Here is a 22660-nt window from a genome sequence, read left to right as displayed (position 1 = left end):
CCAGCGTTGCGAATCCCGTAGGTGAGATTCGCGGCGCCTTTGAGCTCTCCTGCCGTTTTGACCGATTCCGCCGCACCCAGCGATTCCCCCGACATCCCCCAAAGCCCCGAGGCGCCCACCTTTCACGGACTCAAGCCGCTTGCCGCCAAGCGCGAGCGCGAGTTGCAGGAAATCTTCGGCGACGGCGGGATGCTTGCCCGCGCGATCGACGGCTACCGCTCGCGTGAGCCGCAGACCGAGATGGCGCGTGCGGTGGCCGCTGCCATGGACACGCACGACACGCTGATCGCCGAGGCGGGGACGGGGACGGGTAAGACATATGCATATCTCGTGCCTGCCATGTTGTGGGGCGGCAAGACGATCATCTCGACCGGCACCAAGCATTTGCAGGATCAGATCTTCGCACGCGACATTCCCACGGTGCGCCGGGCGCTTGCCGTGCCCGTGACGGTGGCGATGCTCAAGGGCCGCGCGAACTATCTCTGTCATTACTATCTGGAGCGTGCCCAGCAGGAGGGCCGCTTTGCTTCGCGCCACGAAGCCGCGCAATTGCGCGAGATCGTGACGTTCGCGCAAATCACGCACAGTGGTGACAAGGCGGAACTGGCATCGGTGCCCGAGAACGCGCCAATCTGGGCGCAAGTCACGTCCACGCGCGATAACTGTCTCGGTCAGGAATGCCCGCGCTACAAGGATTGCTTCGTCATGCAGGCGCGCAAGGAAGCGCAGCAGGCGGACCTCGTGGTCGTTAATCATCACCTCTTCTTTGCGGATGTGATGTTGCGCGACACGGGGATGGCCGAACTGCTGCCGAGCGCGAACACGGTGATCTTCGACGAAGCGCATCAGTTGCCGGAGACGGCCACGCTTTTCTTCGGCGAGACGGTCTCGACGGGGCAGATGTTAGAACTGGCGCGCGACTGCGTGGCTGAAGGGTTGATCCATGCGCGCGACGCGGCTGACTGGGTCAAGCTTGGTGCCACGCTTGAGCGGGCGGCGCGCGATGTGCGTCTCACCTTCGGGCAGGACAACACACGCATGTCCGCCGCACAACTGGCGGACGATCATGCGCTCTTCGGCGCGCTCGACAGCGTGGACGTTGCGTTGCAGGACGTGATCGAGACGCTCCAGCACCAGTCAGAGCGGGCCGAGGCGCTGGGCGCTTGCTTGCGCCGCGCGCTGGAACTGCACCAGCAACTGGAGCGTTGGCAGACGGGCGCGGCCCCGCCCACGCCTGGCGAATCGCCACTGCCGCTGCTCGATCCGGATGCGCCGCGGGTCACGGACGGCAAGCGCGAAAAGGCCTCAAAGTCCGCCAAGGCCGCCAAGGCCGCCAAGGCCCGCGAGGCGGACGCGGTGCGCCTCGCGGCCGAAGCGAAGGCGGCGCAAGCGGCACCGATGGGCGAGGGCGAGGTGGGAAAAACCTACACACCGCCTGAAACCGTGCGCTGGATTGAGGTCTTTTCACAGGCGGTGCAGTTACATCAGACACCGCTCTCGATTGCGCCGATCTTCGCGAAACAACGTGCGGGGGCGCCGAGGGCCTGGATATTCACGTCGGCCACGTTGTCGGTAAAGGGCAATTTCATGCACTATGCCGCGCAGTTGGGGCTCGATGCAGGCAAGTCGCTCACGCTCGCCAGTCCATTCGATTACCCGAATCAGAGCCTGCTGTATGTGCCGCGCGGGTTGCCGCAGCCGTCATCGCCGGGGTTCACCGACGCGGTGCTCGATGCGGCCTTGCCGGTACTGGAAGTGAGTGGCGGGCGGGCCTTTGTCCTGTGCACGACGTTGCGCGCGGTGAACCGGGCGGCTGAGCGTCTGCGTGAGGAGTTCGACCGGCGTGGCTGGCCTTATCCGCTGCTCGTGCAGGGCGAGGCGAGCCGCACCGAATTGCTCGATCGTTTTCGCGCGCTCGGCAACGCTGTGCTCATTGGCAGTCAGAGTTTCTGGGAAGGGGTGGATGTGCGTGGCGAGGCGCTCTCGCTCGTCATTATCGACAAATTGCCGTTCGCGCCGCCCGACGATCCGGTGCTGGCCGCACGGCTCGACGCACTGACGAAGAAAGGGCTCAGCCCGTTTGCCGTGCACCAGTTACCGCAGGCGGTCATCACGCTCAAGCAGGGGGCAGGGCGGTTGATTCGCTCCGAGGAGGATCGTGGCGTGTTGATGATTTGCGATCCGCGCCTGGTCGATAAACCCTACGGGCGCCGGATCTGGCAGAGCCTGCCGCCGTTCAAGCGCACGCGCGAGTTGCCCATCGTGCGGGGCTTTTTCGACGAGATCGCTGCCAGCGAAGGCGGCTGAGATGCGCAGGCGCAGCGCGCCTCGATCGAGCGGAATCCTTTAATCCTGGCACGGCGCGTAATGCCGCGTAATGCCGCGTAGTACCGTGTATTGTCGCGTCATGCGGTTCAGTTGAGCATGTGTGGCGCTGGGTCGTCCGACGCGAGGCGCCGCAGGATGGCGAAAAAAATGCCGCTTCGATTTTGCATCGAAGCGGCATTTTTTGCCTTAACCGACGGGCCTACAGGCCTTCCGATCGGATCGGCTGCGCTGGCTTAACGCCAGATCTGCCACCAGGACTTCTTGTCGCTGCCGTTGCCGTCCGTGCGATGGCCGACCGTCAGATAGCCACTGTTCGGATAGGTCTTCTCCATCACGCGGCGAGCGTCGTCACGCAGTTCGGTCATGCCGAGTTTGTCGTACGACTTGATCATGATGCCCAGCGCATCTTCCAACGCCGGCGCTTGATCGTAGTCCTTGAGCGCGCTTTGCGCACGGTTCACGGCCGCAAGGTACGCACCGCGGCGATAGTAGTACTCGGCGGCATGCACTTCGTGGGCGGCCATGGCGTTGACAGCGTAGCGCATACGCAGTGCAGCGTCGTTTGCGTACTTGCTGTTCGGATAGTGCTCTACCAGATACTTGAAGCTGTCGTAGGCCGCGCGCAGCGCCTTCGGATCGCGTTCGCTGAGGTCCTGACCCGAGAAGCGGCCGAACAGGCCCAGATCGTCGTTGAAATTGATCAGGCCCTTGAGGTAGTAGGCGTAATCGATCGACGGGCTGTCCGGATGCAGCCGAATGAAGCGGTCAACGGCGGTCAGGGCCTGCGCCGGCTCGTTGTCCTTGTAATACGAGTAAGCCGTATTGATCTGCGCTTGCTGCGCGTGCGGGCCGAAAGGATCGCGACCTTCGAGCAACTCGTAGTACTTGGCGGCCTTCGTGTAGTCGCCAGCATCGAAGCTGTCCTTCGCTTCCGAGTATAATTTGGTCGTCGACCAACCGGCCGTTTCGTCGACCTTCTCCGGCAAAATGCCGCAGGCGGCCACACCGCCGACCACGACTGCGGCCAGCGTCAGATGTTTGACAAGTTTCAGGGCTTGCATGCTCGTTGGCTTCACTTCTCGATGACCCATTCAATTCTGCCGGATTATAACGTAACCGCCTCATTCGCCACGGAAAATGCGGAGGATTCGTCTGACGACGACCTCGACTCGCTTCCCGAGGCTTTCCCGAGTGCCGCCCATGGCCCCCTTCCGGGGGCTTCCTTATCGATGGCCGCGCTGTCGGACGGGGCTGGCGTCAATGCGCCGCTGAGCGCGACGCTGCCCGAATCGCTCGCCGGTGAGCGTCTCGACAAAGCGCTCGCGCAATGTTTTTCCGAATACTCCCGCAGTCGGCTGCAAGCGTGGGTCGAAGACGGCCGTGTGACGCTCGACGGCGAGATTGCCAAAGTCCGTCAGAAAGTGGCCGGCGGTGAAGTCGTCCTCATCACGCCGGCCGCGCTGCCCGAACAACTCGCCTTCGCACCGGAACCGGTGCCGCTCGACGTCGTCTACGAAGACGCCACGCTCGCTGTCTTCAACAAGCCTGCCGGCCTCGTGGTGCACCCGGCGGCGGGCAACTGGTCCGGGACATTGCTCAACGGCCTGCTGTATCGCTATGGGCAAGCCGCCGCCGAGCTGCCGCGTGCGGGCATCGTTCACCGGCTCGACAAAGAGACGTCGGGCCTGATGGTCGTGGCGCGTACGCTGATTGCGCAAACCGATCTGGTCCGTCAGTTGCAGGCCCGCACGGTCAAGCGTCATTACGCCGCGTTGGTGTGGGGACGTCCGCCGCAGCGCACGGTCGTGGACGCACCCATCGGCCGTGACCCGCGAGAGCGCACCCGCATGGCGGTCGTGCCGGGACAGGGTGGCAAACCGGCGCGTACGCGTGTCGTGACGGTCGCCACCGCAGAATGGGACGGTTCTCCCGTGTCGCTCGTGCTTTGCTCGCTCGATACGGGGCGCACGCACCAGATTCGCGTTCATCTCTCGCACCTCGGTCATTCGCTGCTGGGCGATCCGCTCTACAAACCCCGCCACAAGCGTCCCACGCTGCCGGGCGATTTCGCGCGACAGGCGCTGCATGCCTGGCGACTGGGGTTGATCCATCCCGACGAGGGCCGTCCTGTGCACTGGCAAGCGACGTTGCCCGATGACATGCGCGGACTCATGGCCGCGCTCGGTCTCGAATTCGATTTTTCTACGCTCCCCGAATCGCTAGATGACTTCTTCCCTGCCTGAACAAGATCGGATGCCTGCGGATTGGATCGTGCCCGACTGGCCCGCCCCGCAGAATGTCCGCGCCATATTCACAACGCGGGCCGGCGGTGTGAGCGAAGGGCCGCAAGCCACGTTCAACTTGGGTTACAAGGCAGATGACGATCCTGCTGCGGTACGCATCAATCGGGCGTTGCTTGCGGCACGCACGGGCGTGCCATCGGCGTGGGTCGCGCAGGTCCATGGGCCGCGTGTCGTCGATGCGCAGGCGGCCCTCGATGCGGTGAATGCTGGCGATCCGCTGCCTGCAGATGCCAGTGCCACGAACGCAGCAGGGCTCGCGAGCACCGTCATGGTGGCGGACTGTCTGCCGGTGTTGCTGTGCGATGCGCAAGGCCGTGCCGTGGCCGCCGCACATGCGGGGTGGCGCGGACTGTGCGCCGGCGTGATCGAGCGGACTGTGCAGGCACTGCGGGAGCGGCTGCCGAGGGAAGATGCCGCTGCGCAAGTCATCGCCTGGCTCGGCCCTTGCATCGGCCCGCAGGCGTTCGAAGTCGGTCCCGAGGTGCGCGAGGCATTTCTTGCTGCAGCGACGCCGGACGAACGCGAAGTCACGCAGGCCGCGTTTGTCCCGCACGGAGATCCCGCCGTTGGAAAATCGCTGGCGGACTTGTGTGCGCTTGCGCGTTTGCGACTCGCCCGCGAGGGCGTGACGCAGGTCTCGGGCGGACAGTGGTGCACCGTCAGCGATCCGGCGCGGTTCTATTCATACCGGCGCGACCGCACGACTGGCCGCATGGCAGCGCTTGTCTGGCGCACGGCCTGACGCAGCGTGACGCGGTTCAGGGCGTCGTGCGTGTGTCGCAGGTCAGTCTGACGGCGGGGGCGGTGCGATCTCGCGATCCGGCGCCGCAAACGTCCCTGTCGCCCCTGTCGCCCCTGTCACGTCTGCCGCCGCCGTCGCGACGTGTTCGCGCCGCAGCGCGCGTACACGCCGGATGCGGCTTCCTGCAATGTAGAGGACAAGCAGCGCGGGGCCGAGTCCGCCACCGACAAAGATGACGACGCCCAGCCCGACGGACGGCGCGGTGATGGCTACCATCGCAATGACATAAAGCCAGCCGAGAATGACGATAAACATCGGGGCAAACGCGCATTCAAAAATAGGTGGGGCGACGGGACAATGCACCAAGGACGTTCGCCGCAAGCATTGACAGGCCTGCACGCGCACGCAAGAATGCTTCACAGGCGGGGCGCATCGCTAACAACGAAGTACGCCGCCGCGTTTCGGGCGTCGGCCCGTGAACGCAACGGACGTGACACTCAGGCTATCATGAATCGCGCCAGTGCCAACCTCGATCCGGCCTCGTTTGCCGCCTCGTTTGCCCAGCAGTTTCCCTCCGCTTCGCTCTCCGCTCAGGACATGTCGCAGTGGTTCAAGGCCGCTCAACAAATGTTCGGCGCCTTGCAGGGAGCGGCTGGCCCGTCATTTCCTGCTGCCCATGGGGCGGCGGCCGCGGCGAATCCATTCGCGGGACTTTTCGAGCACTTCGGCAAGGCGGGCAACCTGCCGCCGCCAACGCAGTTGCACGTCGATCCGGCACGTCTGAACGCGCTTCAGACGGACTATGCCCGCGAATTTTCCGAACTTGTCGCCAGCTTCAATCAGCCCGGCCTGGACACGGCGCCCGCCTTGGGCGACCGGCGTTTTGCGGGTGACGGCTGGCGAAATCCGTTCTATGCGTTGCCAGCCGCGTTGTATCTGCTCAATGGGCGCTTCCTTCTGCGCATGGCCGATCTGGTCGATGCCGATGCCAAGACGCGGGAGCGGATTCGTTTTGCGATCGAGCAATGGGTGGCGGCGAGTTCACCGGCCAACTTCATCGCAACCAATCCTGATGCACAGCAGCGCCTCGTGCAGACGCGCGGCGACAGTCTGCTCGCCGGCATGCAGCACCTGCTGGTCGACATGGGCAAGGGCAAGGTGTCGCAGACCGATGAGACGGCCTTCGAAGTTGGACGCAACGTGGCGACGACCGAAGGCGCCGTGATCTTCGAGAACGATCTGATCCAGCTCATTCAGTACAAGCCGCTCACGCCGACGGTGCATCAGCGCCCGCTGCTCATCGTGCCGCCGTGCATCAACAAGTACTACATCCTCGATCTGCAACCCGAGAACTCGCTGGTTCGCTACGCGGTGGAGCAGGGCAATACGGTGTTCGTCGTGTCGTGGCGCAATCCTGATGCATCGCTCGCGCACAAGACGTGGGACGACTATGTGGGCGAAGGACCGATGGCGGCCATCGACGTCGTGCGCGAGATCAGCGGGCAGCCGCAGATCAATGCGCTGGGCTTCTGCGTGGGCGGCACGTTGCTCGCCACGGCCCTCGCCGTGTTGGCCGCGAAGGGCCAGAAGGGCCGCAAGTCGCCAGTGGCGAGTGTGACATTACTGACCACGCTGCTGGACTTTTCCGATACTGGCGTGCTCGACGTTTTCGTCGACGAGCCGCATGTGCAATATCGCGAGCAGACGATCGGCGCGGGGCCGGGGCGGCCGCCGGGCCTGATGCGTGGTGTGGAGCTCGCGAATACTTTCTCGTTCCTGCGTCCGAACGATCTCGTCTGGAATTACGTAGTCGACAGCTATCTGAAGGGCAATGCGCCTGCGCCGTTCGACCTGTTGTACTGGAACGGCGACGGCACCAATCTGCCGGGGCCGATGTTCTGCTGGTATCTGCGCCATCTTTATCTGCAGAACGAACTGAAGCAGCCCGGCAGGGTGCAGACGTGTGGCGTGCCGGTGGATTTGGCCGCCATCGATGCCCCGGCCTATATATTTGGCTCTCGCGAGGATCACATCGTGCCCTGGACGTCGGCGTTCCGTTCGTTGCCGTTGCTGAGCGGTGAGCGCCGCTTCGTGTTAGGCGCGTCCGGTCATATCGCCGGGGTGGTCAATCCGCCGGCGAAGAAAAAGCGCAGCTACTGGCGCAACGACGACACGGGTATCGATGCGAACGACTGGCTGGCAGGCGCGACGGAGCACCCCGGCAGTTGGTGGAGCGACTGGAGCGAGTGGCTCGCGGGTTACGCGGGAAAACGCGTCAAGGCGCCAAAAGCGTATGGTAATGTTGCTTATGCACCCATCGAACCGGCGCCCGGCCGCTACGTGAAGGCCAAGGCCTGAACGGTTGGAAGACAACGGGCATCCCCCCCGGTTCGACTCATTTGAAAACGAGGAAAGAGACATGACGGATATCGTGATTGTGTCGGCTGCGCGCACCGCAGTCGGTAAGTTTGGCGGCTCGCTCGCCAAGGTGGCTGCGCCGGACCTGGGGGCAATTGTCATCGACGAAGTGCTCAAGCGTGCGAAGCTCAAGGGCGAGGACGTGAGCGAAGTCATCATGGGGCAGGTGCTGACGGCGGGCTCGGGGCAGAACGTGGCGCGTCAGGCATCGATCAAGGCGGGGCTGCCCATGATGGTGCCGGCCATGACCATCAACAAGGTCTGCGGCTCGGGCCTGAAGGCCGTGATGCTCGCTGCCAATGCCATTGCCGCAGGCGATGCCGACATCGTGGTGGCGGGGGGGCAGGAGAACATGAGCGCTGCGCCGCATGTGCTGCCGGGGTCGCGCGACGGTTTCCGCATGGGCGATGCCAAGCTGGTCGACACGATGATCGTCGACGGCCTGTGGGACGTATACAACCAGTTCCATATGGGCGTCACGGCCGAGAACGTCGCCAAGGAATATGGCATCACGCGCGAAATGCAGGACGCGTTTGCCGCCGCATCGCAGAACAAGGCCGAGGCCGCGCAGAAGGCAGGCCGCTTCGACGCGGAAATCGTGCCGGTCATGATTCCGCAGCGAAAGGGTGATCCGCTGGTTTTCAAGACCGACGAATTTGTGCGCCATGGCGTGACGGCCGAATCGCTCGCGGGCCTGAAGCCGGCGTTCGCGAAGGAAGGCACGGTGACGGCGGCGAATGCGTCGGGCATCAACGACGGTGCCGCCGCCGTGGTCGTGATGTCGGCCAAGCGCGCCGAGCAACTGGGGCTCACGCCGCTTGCCCGCATTGTGGCGTACGCGAACGCAGGCGTGGACCCGAAGGTGATGGGCATCGGCCCGGTCCCGGCATCGCAGCGTTGCCTGTCGCGTGCGGGATGGAAGGCGAGCGACCTGGATCTGATGGAGATCAACGAAGCGTTTGCGGCGCAGGCGCTGGCCGTGAACCAGCAGATGGGCTGGGACACGTCGAAGATCAACGTCAACGGCGGCGCCATCGCCATCGGCCACCCGATCGGGGCGTCGGGTTGCCGCATTCTCGTCACGCTGCTGCATGAAATGGCGCGTCGCGACGCGCGTCGCGGTCTGGCCTCGCTGTGTATCGGTGGCGGCATGGGCGTGGCGCTGGCGCTTGAGCGCGTCTGAAGTTTATCGGGACATCGTCCGAGAAGAATCCAATCGGTATCGCCCGTGCGTGCAACGCGCACGGGTTCATACCGGAGTAGTCAGGAGACGAAAGGCACGCGCGGGAACGCGCGGTCTGCGCGTCGGTCAATTGGCAGTCGCAACAGGCGGCAGATGTGCCGTTATTTTGGGGGAAGCGTTCCATGACTCAACGCATTGCATACGTGACTGGTGGGATGGGCGGTATCGGTACGTCCATTTGCCAGCGGCTGCACAAGGATGGCTTCACCGTCGTGGCGGGCTGCGGACCGAATTCGCCTCGCCGAGTGAAGTGGCTGGAAGATCAGAAGGCGATGGGTTTCGATTTCATCGCCTCCGAAGGTAACGTCGGTGACTGGGAGTCGACCAAGGCCGCGTTCGACAAGGTGAAGGCCGAGGTCGGCGAGGTCGACGTGCTGGTGAACAACGCCGGCATTACGCGCGACATCGTCTTTCGCAAGATGACGCGCGAAGACTGGGATGCCGTCATCGACACCAACCTCACGAGTCTGTTCAACGTCACCAAGCAGGTGATCGACGGGATGTGCGAGCGCGGCTGGGGCCGCATCATCAACATTTCGTCGGTGAATGGACAAAAGGGGCAGTTCGGTCAGACGAACTACTCGACGGCCAAGGCCGGCATCCACGGTTTCACGATGTCGCTGGCGCAGGAAGTGGCGACCAAAGGCGTGACGGTCAACACGGTATCGCCGGGTTATATCGGCACGGACATGGTGCGCTCCATCCGCCAGGACGTGCTCGACAAGATCGTGGCGACGATTCCGGTCAAGCGCCTGGGCGAACCGGGCGAAATCGGTTCCATCGTGGCATGGCTGGCGTCGGAAGACTCCGGGTTCTCCACGGGGGCGGACTTCTCGCTCAACGGTGGCCTGCACATGGGCTAAGCGGCGACGGGGCGGGGACGCGTGCGAGCCGATGGGCGCGCCACGCCGTGTCCCCCGTCGCGGGTTAGGGCTTTGCCGCATAGCAGCAAACGTCCTAGCATCGATAATATGTGACTAACCCCGACCGTCGGTCGGGGAAGTCCTTCATAAATGCAGGAAACCCACCGCATGACCGCGAGCAAGAAGACTGACGAACGCCTGATAAAAAAATATCCGAACCGGCGTCTGTACGATACCCAGACCAGCACGTACATCACCCTTGCCGATGTGAAGCAGTTGGTGCTCGAGACCGAGGAGTTCAAGGTCGTCGATGCCAAGTCGGGCGAGGATCTGACCCGCAGCATTCTGCTGCAGATCATTCTGGAAGAAGAGACCGGCGGCGTGCCGATGTTCTCGAGCGCCATGCTGTCCCAGATCATTCGATTCTATGGGCATGCGCTGCAGGGCATGATGGGCACGTATCTCGAGAAGAATATTCAGACCTTCATCGAAATTCAGAACAAACTGGCCGATCAGTCGAAGGGCATCTATGAAGGCGCGGCCTTCAACCCGGACGTCTGGGCGCAATTCATGAACATGCAGGCGCCGATGATGCAGGGCATGATGACCAACTACATCGAACAGTCGAAGAACCTGTTCGTGCAGATGCAGGAGCAGATGCAGAGCCAGGCGAAGAACATGTTCAGTACGTTCCCGTTCCCCGGCACACCCGGTGCGCCCGGTGCGCCCGGTGCTCCGGGCAAGGACCCGAACAAGAAGCCCTGACGCGCGTGGGGACGTTGCGATGTGGCACGGGGCGCACATCGCAATGGCATGGTGTGGTACGCAGCAGGACGCAATGACACGTAGCGGCACTTGGCGGCACGTAGTGTCAGGTAGTGTCAGGTAGCGCTACCCATCTACCTGCAACGATAGTTGGAACGTACTGCAGGCGAACAGGGTAAAATACGCGGTTCTTTGCCGCAGGGTAGCGCTCGCGGCGGTTTCGGCGGCAGGCAGTTCCCGTGGTTGCGCGCATTGCGATGGCATTGCCGGTGAAGCGCATGGAACGACTGATGCCTGCACTTCGCCGGTCGATCGTTTCACGTATTTTCTAGATCAGGATTTTGCCCCATGTCCCGCCCATCGCCCGCCGCCACCCCCAAGGTCGGCTTCGTTTCGCTCGGCTGCCCCAAGGCTTTGGTCGACTCCGAGCAGATCCTGACCCAACTTCGCGCCGAAGGTTACGACATCGCAGGTACCTATGACGGTGCCGATCTCGTCGTCGTCAACACTTGCGGCTTCATCGACGACGCCGTGCAGGAGAGTCTCGACGCCATTGGCGAGGCGCTGGCCGAGAATGGCAAGGTGATCGTGACCGGTTGCCTGGGCGCCAAGAAGGACGCCGCCGGTCAGGACATCGTCAGTGCCGTACACCCGAAGGTGCTGGCCGTCACCGGCCCGCATGCCGTGGGCGAGGTCATGAGCGCGGTGCACCTGCATCTGCCCAAGCCGCACGACCCCTTCACCGATCTCGTGCCACCGGCGGGCATCAAGCTCACGCCGCGCCATTACGCGTATCTGAAAATCTCCGAAGGCTGCAATCATCGCTGCACGTTCTGCATCATCCCGTCGATGCGCGGCGATCTCGATTCACGCCCGGTGGCCGAGGTGATGCTTGAGGCCGAGAATCTGTTCAAGGCCGGCGTGAAAGAGCTGTTGGTGATCTCGCAGGACACCAGCGCGTATGGCGTCGACGTCAAGTACCGCACCGGCTTCTGGTCGGGGCGACCCCTCAAGACCCGCATGACCGAGCTGGTCACGGCGTTGGGCGAATTGGCCAAACAGTACGGCGCATGGGTGCGGTTGCACTACGTCTATCCGTACCCGCATGTCGACGAGATCATTCCTTTGATGGCCGAAGGCCACATCCTGCCGTATCTCGACGTGCCGCTGCAGCACGCGCATCCGGACGTGCTCAAGCGCATGAAGCGTCCCGCCTCGGGCGAGAAGAATCTCGAGCGTATTCAGGCGTGGCGCAAGCTGTGCCCGGATCTCACCATACGCAGCACGTTCATTGCGGGATTCCCGGGTGAGACGGAAGCGGAGTTCGACTATCTGCTCGACTTCCTGCGCGAAGCCGAGCTGGACCGCGTCGGTTGCTTTGCCTATTCGCCGGTCGAGGGCGCGAAGGCCAACGAGCTGCCGGGCGCATTGCCCGACGACGTGCGTGAGGAGCGCCGTGCGCGCTTCATGGAAGTGGCAGAAACGATCTCGGCGCAGCGCCAGCAGCGCAAGGTCGGCACGACGATTCAGGTCATCGTCGACGAGATCAATCAGGACGGCGGCGTCGCCCGCTCGGCCGCCGATGCCCCGGAAATCGACGGCCTCGTCTACATCGAGCCTACGCCCAAGGCGGCCAAGCGCTTGCGCGTTGGCGAGTTCGTGAACGTGACGGTGACCGGTGCCGATGGCCACGATCTGTGGGGTGAGGTGGTTTGATGACGCCAGCGCAGTCGCCATTCCCGCAGGTGCTGGCCATGGGGGAAGCCATGGTCGAGTTCAACCAGTCGCCCGACGACGCCCGTCAATATTTGCAAGGCTTCGGCGGCGACACGTCCAATTTTGCGATTGCGGCGCGCCGTCAAGGCGTGCGCACGGGCTTCATGAGCGCAGTGGGCGATGACCGCTTCGGCCGCATGCTCCTCGATTTGTGGCGTGAGGAAGCGGTCGATACGAATTTCGTTCGCATCGATGCACAGGCGCCGACGGGCGTCTATTTCGTGTCGCATGACGCGCACGGACACCATTTCGACTATCTGCGCGCGGGTTCCGCCGCAAGCCGCTATCGCGCGCAGGATCTGCCGTGCGACGCGTTGGCCGGCGCGTCGTTTCTGCATCTGTCGGGGATTAGCCTCGCGATCAGCGTGAGTGCCTGCGACGCCGCTTTCGAGGCGATGTCGACGATCCGCGCCGCCGGCGGCAAGGTATCGTTCGACACGAATCTGCGGTTGAAGCTTTGGCCGTTGGCCCGGGCGCGCGCCACGATGCGCGAGGCGTTCAGCCTGACCGACGTCTGTTTGCCGAGTTGGGACGATGTGACGGCCGTCACCGGTCTGGAAGATCGCGACGCCATTCTCGACGTGCTGCTCTCACAGGGGGTCAAGGTTGTGGCGCTCAAGCTGGGCCGGGAGGGGTGCTACGTCGCCACGCCGGACGAGCGCCGCATCGTCGCGCCGTATGCCGTGCAGGCGGTGGACGCCACGGGGGCCGGCGACTGTTTCGGCGGGGCATTCGTGGCCCGTCTGGCGCTCGGTGACGACCCGTTCGCGGCGGCACGCTACGCGAACGTGTGTGCTGCGTTGTCAACGACCGGCTACGGCGCGGTCGCGCCCGTGCCGCGTGCCGAGCAGGTACTCCAGCGACTGGCCGGCTGATCCGGCCCCGTCGGCGCGCGACTTCACGGGGGCTGTCGATGCCCTCCGGGCGCCTTTGCGGCGAGCGGGGGCGTCTAGCCAACATACCCCGGCGCGCGCAACCAGCCATCCCATCGAAGGTTCCCTCCACTGTGCCTGCCATCGCAGGAACCGCCACGGCGGTATACTCGTCGCAAACCTATATCCACCCGGAGAAGAGACATGCAACGAGAGGTCGTGATCGTGAGCGGTGTGCGCACCGCCATTGGTGATTTTGGCGGTAGTCTGAAGGATTTTGCACCGACGCAGCTCGGCGCCATCGTTGCCCGTGAGGCCATGGCGCGCGCGAAGGTGGGCGGCGACGAGGTCGGCCACGTCGTGTTCGGCAACGTTATCCATACCGAACCCAAGGACATGTACCTCGCGCGCGTGGCGTTCATCGAGGCGGGCGTGAGCCAGCATGCGCCAGCGATGACCGTGAACCGCCTGTGCGGCTCGGGTCTGCAGGCCATCGTTTGCGCAGCGCAATCGATCCTGTTGGGCGATACCGATGTGGCGATGGCGGGCGGCGCGGAGAGCATGAGCCGCGCGCCGTACGTGATGCCCGGTGCCCGCTGGGGCACGCGCATGGGCGAGGCACGCCTCGTCGACATGATGCTCGGTGCGTTGCGCGATCCGTTTGCCAACATCCATATGGGCGTGACGGCGGAGAACATTGCAAAGAAGTGGGGCATCACGCGTGACGATCAGGATCGTCTGGCGGTCGAGTCGCATCACCGCGCGGCGCGCGCGATGGCGGCGGGGTACTTCAACGACCAGATCGTGCCCGTGACGATTCAGTACAAGAAGGCGGAGGTGGCGTTCACGACCGACGAGCACGTGCGCGCGGACGTAACCCTGGAAGACATGGCGAAGTTGCGGCCCGTGTTCGAGAAGGACGGTACCGTCACTGCCGGGAATGCTTCGGGGTTGAACGATGCCGCCGCCGCCCTGATTCTGATGGAGCGTGCCGAAGCCGAGCGTCGCGGCGCCAAGCCGCTGGCGCGGCTGGTGAGCTATGCCCACGCCGGCGTCGATCCGAACTACATGGGGATCGGTCCGGTGCCTGCGTCGCGCAAGGCGCTTGAGCGAGCCGGTCTCAAGGTCGACGACATCGATGTCGTGGAAGCCAATGAAGCGTTCGCGGCCCAGGCGTGCGCCGTCACACGCGATCTCGGGTTCGATCCGGCCAAGGTGAATCCGAATGGGTCCGGCATTTCGCTGGGACACCCGATCGGTGCGACCGGTGCGCTCATTACGGTCAAGGCGCTGCACGAGTTGCAGCGCATCGGCGGCCGCTACGCGCTGGTGACGATGTGTATCGGCGGCGGTCAGGGCATTGCAGCCGTGTTCGAGCGCGTGTAAGTTACTTCCGGGGGCCGGCGTGGTTGCCGGCCCAAGCATTTCCGGAGCCGTGATGACGCAAGACAACCGCAAGCCCCTCGATACGCCGGAAGCCAACGGCTGGCACTGGCAGACCAACGTGTTGCACGCCGACACACAATTGCCGGCCGGTTTTGCCGCGATGCCGGTCCCCGTCGCGCGCGCGTCGACGGTGATCTTCCCCGATCTGGCCGCCATGCGCTCGCTCGACTGGAAGAACGACAGTCAGTGGCGCTATGGCTTGCACGCCACGCCCACGTCCATGGAGTTGATGCGGCGTCTCGCGGCGCTCGAAGGCGGCAAGCACTGCCTGCTGTTCCCGTCGGGCCTCGCCGCGATCTCCAATGTGTACTTCGGTCTCGTCAAGAGCGGCGACGATGTGCTCATTCCGGACAATGCCTATGGTCCGAACCGTGAGCATGGCGATTGGCTCGCCGAATCGTTCGGTATTACGGTGCGCTATTACGATCCGATGGTCGGCGACGGCATCGGTGCGCTCATTCGGCCCAACACGAAGTTGATCTGGCTGGAGGCGCCGGGCTCGGTCACGATGGAAGTCCCCGACGTGCCGGCCATTGCCCGCGTCGCGCGCGAGCGGGGCGTGCTCACGGCGATTGACAACACCTATTCTGCGGGGCTCGCCTTTCGTCCGTTCGATCACGGCGTGGACATCTCGGTGCAGGCCCTCACCAAGTATCAATCGGGCGGCAGCGACGTGCTGATGGGGGCGCTCGTCACGGTCGATGACGATGTCCACTATCGTCTGAAGCAGGCGCGCATGCGCATGGGCGTGGGCGTGTCTGTCGACGATTGCAGTCTTGTGCTGCGCAGCCTGCCGAACATGCAGCTTCGTTTCGAGGCGCACGATCGCGCCGCCATGGCGCTCGCGACGTGGCTCGCCACGCGTCACGAAATTGCGGCCGTGCTGCATCCGGCGTTCGAGGATTGCCCGGGTCATGTGTTTTTCCGTCGTGACTTCACGGGCGCGGGAGGCCTGTTCTCCGTGGTGTTCGACGAGCGCTACACGCAGGCGCAGATCGATGCGTTCATCGAAGCGCTGCGTTTGTTCAAGATCGGTTTCAGTTGGGGAGGGGCGCACAGCCTTGTCGTGCCGTATCGCGTGCCGTCCATGCGCACCGCCATGCCTTGGCCGCACAAGGGAGCGCTCGTGCGTTTCTATGTCGGTCTCGAAGACGTGCGCGATTTGCAGGCGGACATCGAAACGAGTCTGAAGGCCCACCTCGGCGCATGAGAGGGTGATCGGCGGTAGCGCACGGCAGGGCGGACAGCGAATGCCGCCCGCTACTCGCCACCCGCCACCCGCCACCCGCTGCCCGCTGCCCGCTGACGATGTTCAGTCTTTGCGGAACAGCGACAAGAGCCCGTCCAGTCCGGCGTAGTTGAACGCGACGGAAGCCTTCTCCCGGACCACGGGTTTGGCGCGAAACGCCACCGACAATCCCGCAATCGCCATCATCTGCAGATCGTTCGAGCCATCGCCCATGACGATGGCCTGATCGAGGCGTGCGCCGAGCTGTGTCGCAACTTCGGTCACGGTGCGGGCCTTGACCTCGGCATTGACGATCTCGCCGAGCACACGGCCGGTGAGCTTGCCGTCGACGATCTCCAGCGTATTCGCGCGGGTCACATCCAGATTCAGACGTGCCTTCAATCGTTCCGTGAAGAACGTAAAGCCCCCCGACACCAACAGCGTGCGGATGCCGAGCGCCTGCACGCCGCGCAGCATGGCTTCGGCGCCCGGCGAGAGCTGCAGACGTTCGTCAAAGACCTTCTCCAACGCGCCCGCGTCGAGTCCCTTGAGCAGTGCGACGCGTCGCGTGAGACTCTCGTTGAAGTCCTTGATCTCGCCGCGCATGGCGGCTTCGGTGATGGCGGAGACTTCCGCCTTCAGTCCGCAGAAATCGGCAATTTCATCGACGCACTCGATGGTGATGAGTGTCGAGTCCATGTCCATGGCCACCAGCTTGAAATCCGTGAGCCGGCGCTGGCTGTCGACGAGGACCACGTCGACCTCGTGCTGCTGCGCAAACGTATGCATCGCCGCGCGCAAGGCCGGGGTGTCGGCAACATCGGCGATGCGCGCCGCGCCCGGCGTGAATGTAACCTGGGCGCCAGGCACGAACGCGCCGACGGCGGCTTGCAGGTGTGACGGGAATGCCGTTGCGGGCGCAGCGGGCGAGGCGCTTGGCGCGCTGCCCAGAATGACGAGGTCGTTGGCCATCTTGAAATCGAAAGACTTGCGTTTTACGTGCGATCGACATTCTACCGGGTTGCGGCGATGGCGAGCCGCTTTCCTGGTTTCCCACTTTCCCGCTTTCCCCCGGTTTCCCCCCGGTGGCCGGGCATTCCAATCGCCGAACGTCCCCATTCTGCTCCGGGACGCCACCTTGCCACCCTAGCTATCGTGCGCGATCCGGCGCGCGTGGCTCGGCGGGAGTGCGTCGAACTTGTGCCAGACACGCCGCAGATGCCGACTCGAACCGAAGCCGGTACGCTCTGCGATGCGCTCGAGATCGAGCTGGCTGTTACCGAGCATTTCGCGCGCGAGCGCGACGCGCAGGCGATGCAGGTAGTCGATCGGTGCCACACCGGCATGCTCGCGAAAGAGCCGCGTGACATGCCGCTCGCTCGCACAGGCAATTTCCGCCATCAGGGCGAGTGACCAGTCGTGCGCGGGGTCTGCGGCAATGGCGTCCTGCACCCGATGCAATGCCGGGTGCAGATGATTGCGGCCTTCGAGCCAAGGGGACAACTGCGGGTCGGCGCCCGCCCGCCGGGCATAAACCACCATTTGCCGCGCGACGGCAGCGGCACACAGCGGCCCGGCCGCATCGGCAATGAGGGTGAGCATCAGATCGAGGCCGGTCGTCACGCCGGCACTCGTCCACACGTTTTCGTCATGCACGTAAAGCCGGTTGTCGGCGACCCGGGCGCTCGGGGCCAGTGCGCGCAACGCGTCGCAACTGCTGTGGTGCGTGGTGCAGGCACGGGCGTCGAGCAGTCCGGCACGCGCGGCCAGCAGCGCGCCCGTACAAATGCACGCCAATTGCTGCGTGGGGCGAACGACCTGCCGAAGCCACGCGACGGCACGGGTTTCGGCGTCGTCCGCCGAGGCCTCCGAGGCCTCCGAGGCCACTGACGCGTCGGGCGCTGCCGCACCGGTGGCCGGCGCTTGCACCGGTAGCGGCTTCTCGACGGTCCCGGAAATGACCAGCCAGGCGTTCTCCGGCACCGTGTCCGGCAGCACATCGAGCGGCGAGAGACACAAGCCGATCGACGTCGTCACCAAGTCCTGGGTGCCGACGTAGCGCAACACGAACTGCACGTCGTCCTGTTGATGATTGGCGATGCGCAAGGCTTCTGCCGGTGCTGCGACATCGAGCAGCAGCACATTCGGCATGACCAGCAGGTAGACGGGTTGCAGTCGCGGCATCGCAGCAGGCGTTCAGGACGAATTCGGACGGTGACGGCTGATAGCGACCTTACACTGCCGCGAGGGCTTCTTCAACCGTGACGATGCGGGCAAAGCGGTCGACGAGCACGGTTTCCGTGCGCTCCTTCAACTCGGCGACCGACAGCTCGCGCCCGGTGCGCGGGTGCCGCATCGGGAACGTGAGCGTGGCTTCCGTGACGAAATCCACCTCGTAGCCAGCGTCTGACGCCGCGCGGGTCGTCGTCTCGCAGCACTGTTCGGTGCGGATGCCGGAGACGATCAGTCGCGTGATGCCATGCTCGACGAGCCACGCACCAAGCGTGGAGCCAGCCAGCGCACTGTGCTTCACCTTTTCGAGCGTGAAGGCCGGGGCGATGCGCAGTTCTTCGAGTGTGCGCACGAAGCCCGATTCCCGCGAGAACACGTCCGACCCGATGTGGAAAACCTGCACGACCGGTACGCCACGCGCCACGGCACCGTCGACGAGCGCCTGCTGACGATCGAAGTACGTGGCGAGATCGTCTTCACGCCAGTAGGGGCGTTGACGGAACGACTCCTGGGCGTCGATGACGAGCAGGGCAGTGCGGCCGGTCTGGGCGGTTTGGCTTTGCGACATGATGGACTCCGTAAGTCGAGGAACGATGACGCCATATTACGGGGCGTCCTGGTGCCTCGACAGGCCGCTCGCGGACCAGAAGCGGACCGATTCGGACATTGCTTGATGCTGGCATTGGCGCGGTGCGCCGGCCCGATCGCGGCTGCGAGATGCGGTCAGAGCGCGACGTGGGTGCCTGCGCCGGCCGCTTGCGCGCGTTGATACAGCGCGGCGGCGAGCGCAACGTCCTGCGCGCCCATGCCGAGCGATTTGAATAGCGTAAGCGCTTCGGTGTCGGTGCGCCCGGGGTGGGCGCGCACGACAAGCTCACCGAGTTCCGCGAGCAGATCTGCCGGGCCGATTCGGCCCTCGGCGGCGGCAGCGAGATAGTCGCCGGACTCGTTCATCGTCGATTCACGCCGATCGACGAACAATTGCGCGCGTGCCATGAGCGCCGTGTCGGCCTCGCGGTGACGCGGCGTGCTGCTGCCCACCAGATTGACGTGCGTGCCCGGTGCGATCCAGTCGGCCCGCAGCACCGGGTCGGTGGCGTTGGTCACCGTGACGACGATGTCGGCGTCGCGTACGGCCGCTTCGACGCTGTGGGCGGCTTCGAGCGCAAACCCATAGTTCGGTTGCTCCCGGTCGACAAATGCTTGCGCGGTCTCGAGCGAGCGACTTGCCACGCGCACGTGATGCAGCGGGCGGGCCGCGGCCAGCGCTGCGAGATGCCAGTGCGCCTGGTGACCGGCGCCGATCAGCGCGAGACGCCCCGCGTCATGGCGCGCGAGCAGCCCTGTCGCCAATCCCGTCACGGCGGCGGTGCGAATGCCGGTGATTTCCGCCGCGTTCATGACGGCGAGGAGTTCGCCGGTCTCGCCGCTCATCAGCAGGACGCAGCCCTGATGCGGGTCCCGGCCAAGGGCGCTGTTGCCTGGGAAGAACGTGCCGACTTTCGCGCCATAGACCGGCATGCCGGACGCCGTGGCGCTCAGGAACGCGGGCATCATGCCCAGCATGCCTTTCGCGCCGAGCGCCTGCGGGGGACGAACGATCTGGCGCAAGGGCAAATGAATCTGTTCCCGGGCGAGCGCGGCGAACATGTCGGACATCACGGGAATCGCGTCGGCCACGGGCATGAGCGCGGCGATTTGCGCGGCGTTGAGTAGCAGTACCGGCGGCGTTGGGACAGTGGCGGACATACGAGATCCTTGTGAGCGCGCCGGACGATGCCGGGGGCGCGCAAGCGGCGACGCGACCGTCGGGTCGCGTCTGGGGCTGCATCAAGCTGCATCAGGCGAGCGTGATCCGGCTCACCCGTTGGCTTCGGCGGCGAGCGCCGCTTCGATGTGTCGATTGAACGTTGCCGTGTCGGTATTGGTGCCGCACAGCAATACCCCCACGCGCTTGCCCATGAGCGGGGCTCGCAGCGGCCCCATCAGCGCGGCGGTCGCTGCCGCGCAGGCCGGTTCCACGGCCAGCTTGAGTTGACGGAACAGTGTGAGCATTCCCGCGCGCATCTGATCGTCGGTCACGGTGACGAGTTCGTCGATATGACGGCGGCACAGCGTATAGCTGTATAGCTCGGTGTGAGGCGCCATCAGGCTGTCGGCAATTCCGCTCATCGGTCCCATCTTGACGGGACCGCCCGTGGCGAAGCTCTGCGCCATCGCGTCGGCGCCGGCCGGCTCCACGCCGTACACCTTCACGTGCGGTGCGAACAGCTTGAATGCCGTCGCGACCCCGGCGATCAGCCCGCCACCGCCGACGGGCACGATCACGGCGTCGAGATCGGGGGCCTGCAGCGCCCACTCGTAGCCGAGTGTGGCCGTCCCCAGCACCGTGCGGTAGCCGTTGAACGGGTGTACGAAGTAGCGGCCTTCCTCCTGCTCCACGCGCTTGACGACCTCGAACGCCTCATGGACGTTTTCCGCCAATATCAGCTCCGCGCCGTACTCGCGGCACAGGGAGGAGCGCGCCGGGCTGGCGGTTTTGAGCATGACTGTCTTGGCGCCAACGCCGGTTGCCCGTGCTGCATAGGCGACTGCCACCGCGTGGTTGCCGGCAGACACGCATGTCACGCCCGCCTTGCGCTGCGCGTCGTCGAGCGACAGGAGGTTCGAGAACGCGCCGCGCGCCTTGAACGTGCCCGACGCCTGCAACAGTTCGTATTTGAACGTTACTTGCGTATCGCCCAGCGTAGGGAAGTCACCGCGCGTGAACACCGGCGTCGTTCGGACATAGGGAAGCAGCGCCTCGTGCAGGGCGGCGATGGCGTCTTTGGTCGGAACGGGTTGGCCGTCGAGGGTTTCGGCGTGTGGGACAGGGGTCGATTGCGTCACTTGGGCTTGGTCTCCGTGGTCGTGGAATCCCGGGGCGCGCACGCACACCGGTGAAGGGGTGTGCGCCACGCGTCCCGGGCCCGTTGGGCGTTTGCCGGATCAGCGCAGGCCGAGCTTACGGCTGCGCAGCAGCGCGGTAATACTGATGAGGGCGGCGAAAATCAGGTAGAAGCTCGGCGCGAGCTTGTTGCCCGTTGTGCCGATGAGCCATGTGATGATAAACGGTGCGAAGCCGCCGAACACCGTTGCCGCAATGTTATAGCCGAGCGAGAGGCCGGTGGTGCGCACCTGCACCGGGAACAATTCCGTGAGCAGGGCGGGCAGGGCGGCGAAGTACGTCGTCATCAGCAAGCCGAGCACGATCTGGAACACCATGAGCGAGCCGAATGTCGGGTTTGCATCGAGGAAACGGAACATCGGATAGACGAGCAGCAGCAGCGCGACAGCCGCCGCGAGCATCGGCCTGATTCGGCCATGCGTATCCGACCAGTGCCCGACGATCGGGGCGACGATCAGTTGCACGACGCCCGTGAGCAGCACCGCCGAGAACGCCGCCGAGGGCGGCAGCCCCAGTTGCTTGACGGCATACGTCGGCATGTAGAGTACCAGGTAGGTCGCGACCGTGGCCATGACCACGACGCCAATGGCGAGCAGCAAACGCTCCTTCTGGCTCGCGAAGGTGTCGCGCAGCGGGCTTTGCGTAGGCTCGATGTCGAGGAATTCGGGTGTCTCGTCCAGACGGCGGCGAATGTAATACGCCACCGGGCCGATCAGCAGGCCGAAGACGAACGGCACGCGCCAGCCCCACGACGCCATTGCTTCCGGCGACAGATTGCCCGTGAGTACCGCACCGAAGCCTGCGGCCAGCAGCGTGGTAAGCCCCTGCGAGGCAACTTGCCAGCTCGAGAAGAAGCCGCGGCGTTGGGGCGCGTGCTCGGCGAGAAACGCCGTGGCGCTCCCGAATTCGCCGCCCGCCGAGAAGCCCTGCACCATGCGGGCAATGACAAGTCCCACCGGCGCAAGTACGCCAATGGCGGCGTACGTCGGCATGAGTGCGATGAGCAGTGTGCCGACCATCATCAGCAGAATCGAGAGGGTGAGGGCGGCTTTGCGGCCGGCGCGGTCAGCGTAGGCGCCGATCACGACCGCACCCAGCGGGCGCATGAAGAACGACACACCGAACGTGCCGAGCGTAAGCAGCAGCGAGACCGTGTCGTCGCCGGTCGGGAAGAACAGTTTGGCGATGGTCACGGCGAAGAAGCCGTACACCACGAGATCGAACCACTCGAGGGCGTTACCGATCGAGGCCGATACGATCACACGCCAGGCGTGCGGGGAGGTGCGGGCGGCCGGGGCCGTCGCGTTGGGGGCTGCGCTTGCGCTCATGGGCGAGATCTCCAATACCTGTCTGGCGTACGTGCTTGTTGGCTTGCGAAGGAAGGTCGTTTGCGCCCTTGTGATAGGCGTCTGTCACTGCATGCTGCGTGATACGAAATGCGTACTGCGTACTGCGTAATGTGTAATGCGTGTTGTCATGGCGAAAGCCGGATCGGCA

The 22660-nt window shown here is 64.6% G+C and carries 19 protein-coding genes; 11 read left to right on the top strand and 8 right to left on the bottom strand.

Annotated features, from left to right (window positions below; translation table 11 throughout):
- Nucleotides 1–39 precede the first annotated feature (39 nt).
- Nucleotides 40–2307 carry an ATP-dependent DNA helicase gene (locus ACE3UG_RS08230; RefSeq protein ID WP_374622152.1) on the top strand — a complete coding sequence of 756 codons (2268 nt, stop codon included), beginning with the start codon at nt 40–42 and terminating at the stop codon, nt 2305–2307.
- Between the two features lie 254 nt (nt 2308–2561).
- Here ACE3UG_RS08230 and ACE3UG_RS08225 read toward each other — a convergent pair whose 3' ends face one another.
- Entirely contained in the window at nt 2562–3389 is an 828-nt protein-coding gene (locus ACE3UG_RS08225) for an outer membrane protein assembly factor BamD (protein WP_374622149.1), read from the bottom strand.
- Between the two features lie 21 nt (nt 3390–3410).
- On the opposite strand from ACE3UG_RS08225, the gene ACE3UG_RS08220 reads away from it, so the two are divergent.
- Together ACE3UG_RS08220 and pgeF are read left to right on the top strand one after the other, a co-directional pair.
- On the top strand, nt 3411–4571 hold the full coding sequence (locus ACE3UG_RS08220; RefSeq protein WP_374622147.1) for an RluA family pseudouridine synthase: 1161 nt from the start codon (nt 3411–3413) through the stop codon (nt 4569–4571).
- Entirely contained in the window at nt 4552–5373 is an 822-nt protein-coding gene (gene pgeF, locus ACE3UG_RS08215) for a peptidoglycan editing factor PgeF (protein WP_374622145.1), read from the top strand. Before ACE3UG_RS08220 ends, pgeF begins: the two co-directional genes overlap by 20 nt.
- A gap of 42 nt (nt 5374–5415) precedes the next feature.
- On the opposite strand, the gene ACE3UG_RS08210 is transcribed toward pgeF, so the two are convergent.
- Nucleotides 5416–5688 (bottom strand): hypothetical protein, encoded by a 273-nt coding sequence (locus tag ACE3UG_RS08210; RefSeq protein ID WP_374622143.1) that lies wholly within the window; start codon nt 5686–5688, stop codon nt 5416–5418.
- 192 nt (nt 5689–5880) lie between these two features.
- On the opposite strand from ACE3UG_RS08210, the gene phaC reads away from it, so the two are divergent.
- The 8 genes from phaC to ACE3UG_RS08170 all read left to right on the top strand — a co-directional run bounded on the left by phaC (nt 5881) and on the right by ACE3UG_RS08170 (nt 15966).
- Complete coding sequence (gene phaC / locus ACE3UG_RS08205; protein ID WP_374622141.1) at nt 5881–7731, top strand: class I poly(R)-hydroxyalkanoic acid synthase; 1851 nt, start codon at nt 5881–5883, stop codon at nt 7729–7731.
- 61 nt (nt 7732–7792) lie between these two features.
- Nucleotides 7793–8974 carry an acetyl-CoA C-acetyltransferase gene (locus ACE3UG_RS08200; RefSeq protein ID WP_374622139.1) on the top strand — a complete coding sequence of 394 codons (1182 nt, stop codon included), beginning with the start codon at nt 7793–7795 and terminating at the stop codon, nt 8972–8974.
- 182 nt (nt 8975–9156) lie between these two features.
- A complete protein-coding gene (locus ACE3UG_RS08195; protein ID WP_374622137.1) occupies nt 9157–9897 on the top strand; it encodes a 3-ketoacyl-ACP reductase in 741 nt (246 codons plus the stop codon).
- A gap of 168 nt (nt 9898–10065) precedes the next feature.
- The gene (phaR, locus tag ACE3UG_RS08190; protein WP_374622135.1) at nt 10066–10662 is read left to right on the top strand and encodes a polyhydroxyalkanoate synthesis repressor PhaR; all 597 of its coding nucleotides are present in this window, start codon (nt 10066–10068) and stop codon (nt 10660–10662) included.
- 348 nt (nt 10663–11010) lie between these two features.
- The gene (gene rimO, locus ACE3UG_RS08185; protein ID WP_374622133.1) at nt 11011–12378 is read left to right on the top strand and encodes a 30S ribosomal protein S12 methylthiotransferase RimO; all 1368 of its coding nucleotides are present in this window, start codon (nt 11011–11013) and stop codon (nt 12376–12378) included.
- Entirely contained in the window at nt 12378–13313 is a 936-nt protein-coding gene (locus ACE3UG_RS08180; RefSeq protein WP_374622131.1) for a sugar kinase, read from the top strand. The genes rimO and ACE3UG_RS08180 overlap by 1 nt, the downstream gene beginning before the upstream one ends.
- Before the next feature lie 201 nt (nt 13314–13514).
- Nucleotides 13515–14696, top strand: a complete 1182-nt coding sequence (gene bktB / locus ACE3UG_RS08175; protein ID WP_374622129.1) for a beta-ketothiolase BktB — start codon at nt 13515–13517, stop codon at nt 14694–14696.
- A 52-nt stretch (nt 14697–14748) separates the two neighbouring features.
- The gene (locus tag ACE3UG_RS08170) at nt 14749–15966 is read left to right on the top strand and encodes a cystathionine beta-lyase (RefSeq protein WP_374622127.1); all 1218 of its coding nucleotides are present in this window, start codon (nt 14749–14751) and stop codon (nt 15964–15966) included.
- Between the two features lie 102 nt (nt 15967–16068).
- Here the strand turns inward: ACE3UG_RS08170 and serB are convergent, their stop codons facing one another.
- The 6 genes from serB to ACE3UG_RS08140 all read right to left on the bottom strand — a co-directional run bounded on the left by serB (nt 16069) and on the right by ACE3UG_RS08140 (nt 22491).
- Entirely contained in the window at nt 16069–16956 is an 888-nt protein-coding gene (gene serB / locus ACE3UG_RS08165) for a phosphoserine phosphatase SerB (RefSeq protein ID WP_374622125.1), read from the bottom strand.
- 174 nt (nt 16957–17130) lie between these two features.
- Complete coding sequence (locus ACE3UG_RS08160) at nt 17131–18168, bottom strand: GlxA family transcriptional regulator (protein ID WP_374622123.1); 1038 nt, start codon at nt 18166–18168, stop codon at nt 17131–17133.
- Between the two features lie 49 nt (nt 18169–18217).
- Complete coding sequence (locus tag ACE3UG_RS08155) at nt 18218–18784, bottom strand: cysteine hydrolase family protein (protein ID WP_374622121.1); 567 nt, start codon at nt 18782–18784, stop codon at nt 18218–18220.
- Between the two features lie 155 nt (nt 18785–18939).
- Nucleotides 18940–19965, bottom strand: a complete 1026-nt coding sequence (locus ACE3UG_RS08150) for an ornithine cyclodeaminase family protein (RefSeq protein WP_374622119.1) — start codon at nt 19963–19965, stop codon at nt 18940–18942.
- Nucleotides 19966–20076: 111 nt separating this feature from the next.
- Nucleotides 20077–21105 carry a threonine/serine dehydratase gene (locus tag ACE3UG_RS08145; protein WP_374622117.1) on the bottom strand — a complete coding sequence of 343 codons (1029 nt, stop codon included), beginning with the start codon at nt 21103–21105 and terminating at the stop codon, nt 20077–20079.
- A gap of 99 nt (nt 21106–21204) precedes the next feature.
- Nucleotides 21205–22491, bottom strand: coding sequence for an MFS transporter (locus ACE3UG_RS08140; RefSeq protein ID WP_374622115.1), 1287 nt, complete (start codon nt 22489–22491; stop codon nt 21205–21207).
- Between the last annotated feature and the right edge of the window lie 169 nt (nt 22492–22660).

The sequence above is a fragment of the Pandoraea sp. genome, from assembly GCF_041919235.1.
Taxonomy (GTDB): Bacteria; Pseudomonadota; Gammaproteobacteria; order Burkholderiales; family Burkholderiaceae; genus Pandoraea.
Note: the sequence above shows the minus strand (reverse complement) of the source record. Positions and strands in the feature narration are given on the sequence as shown.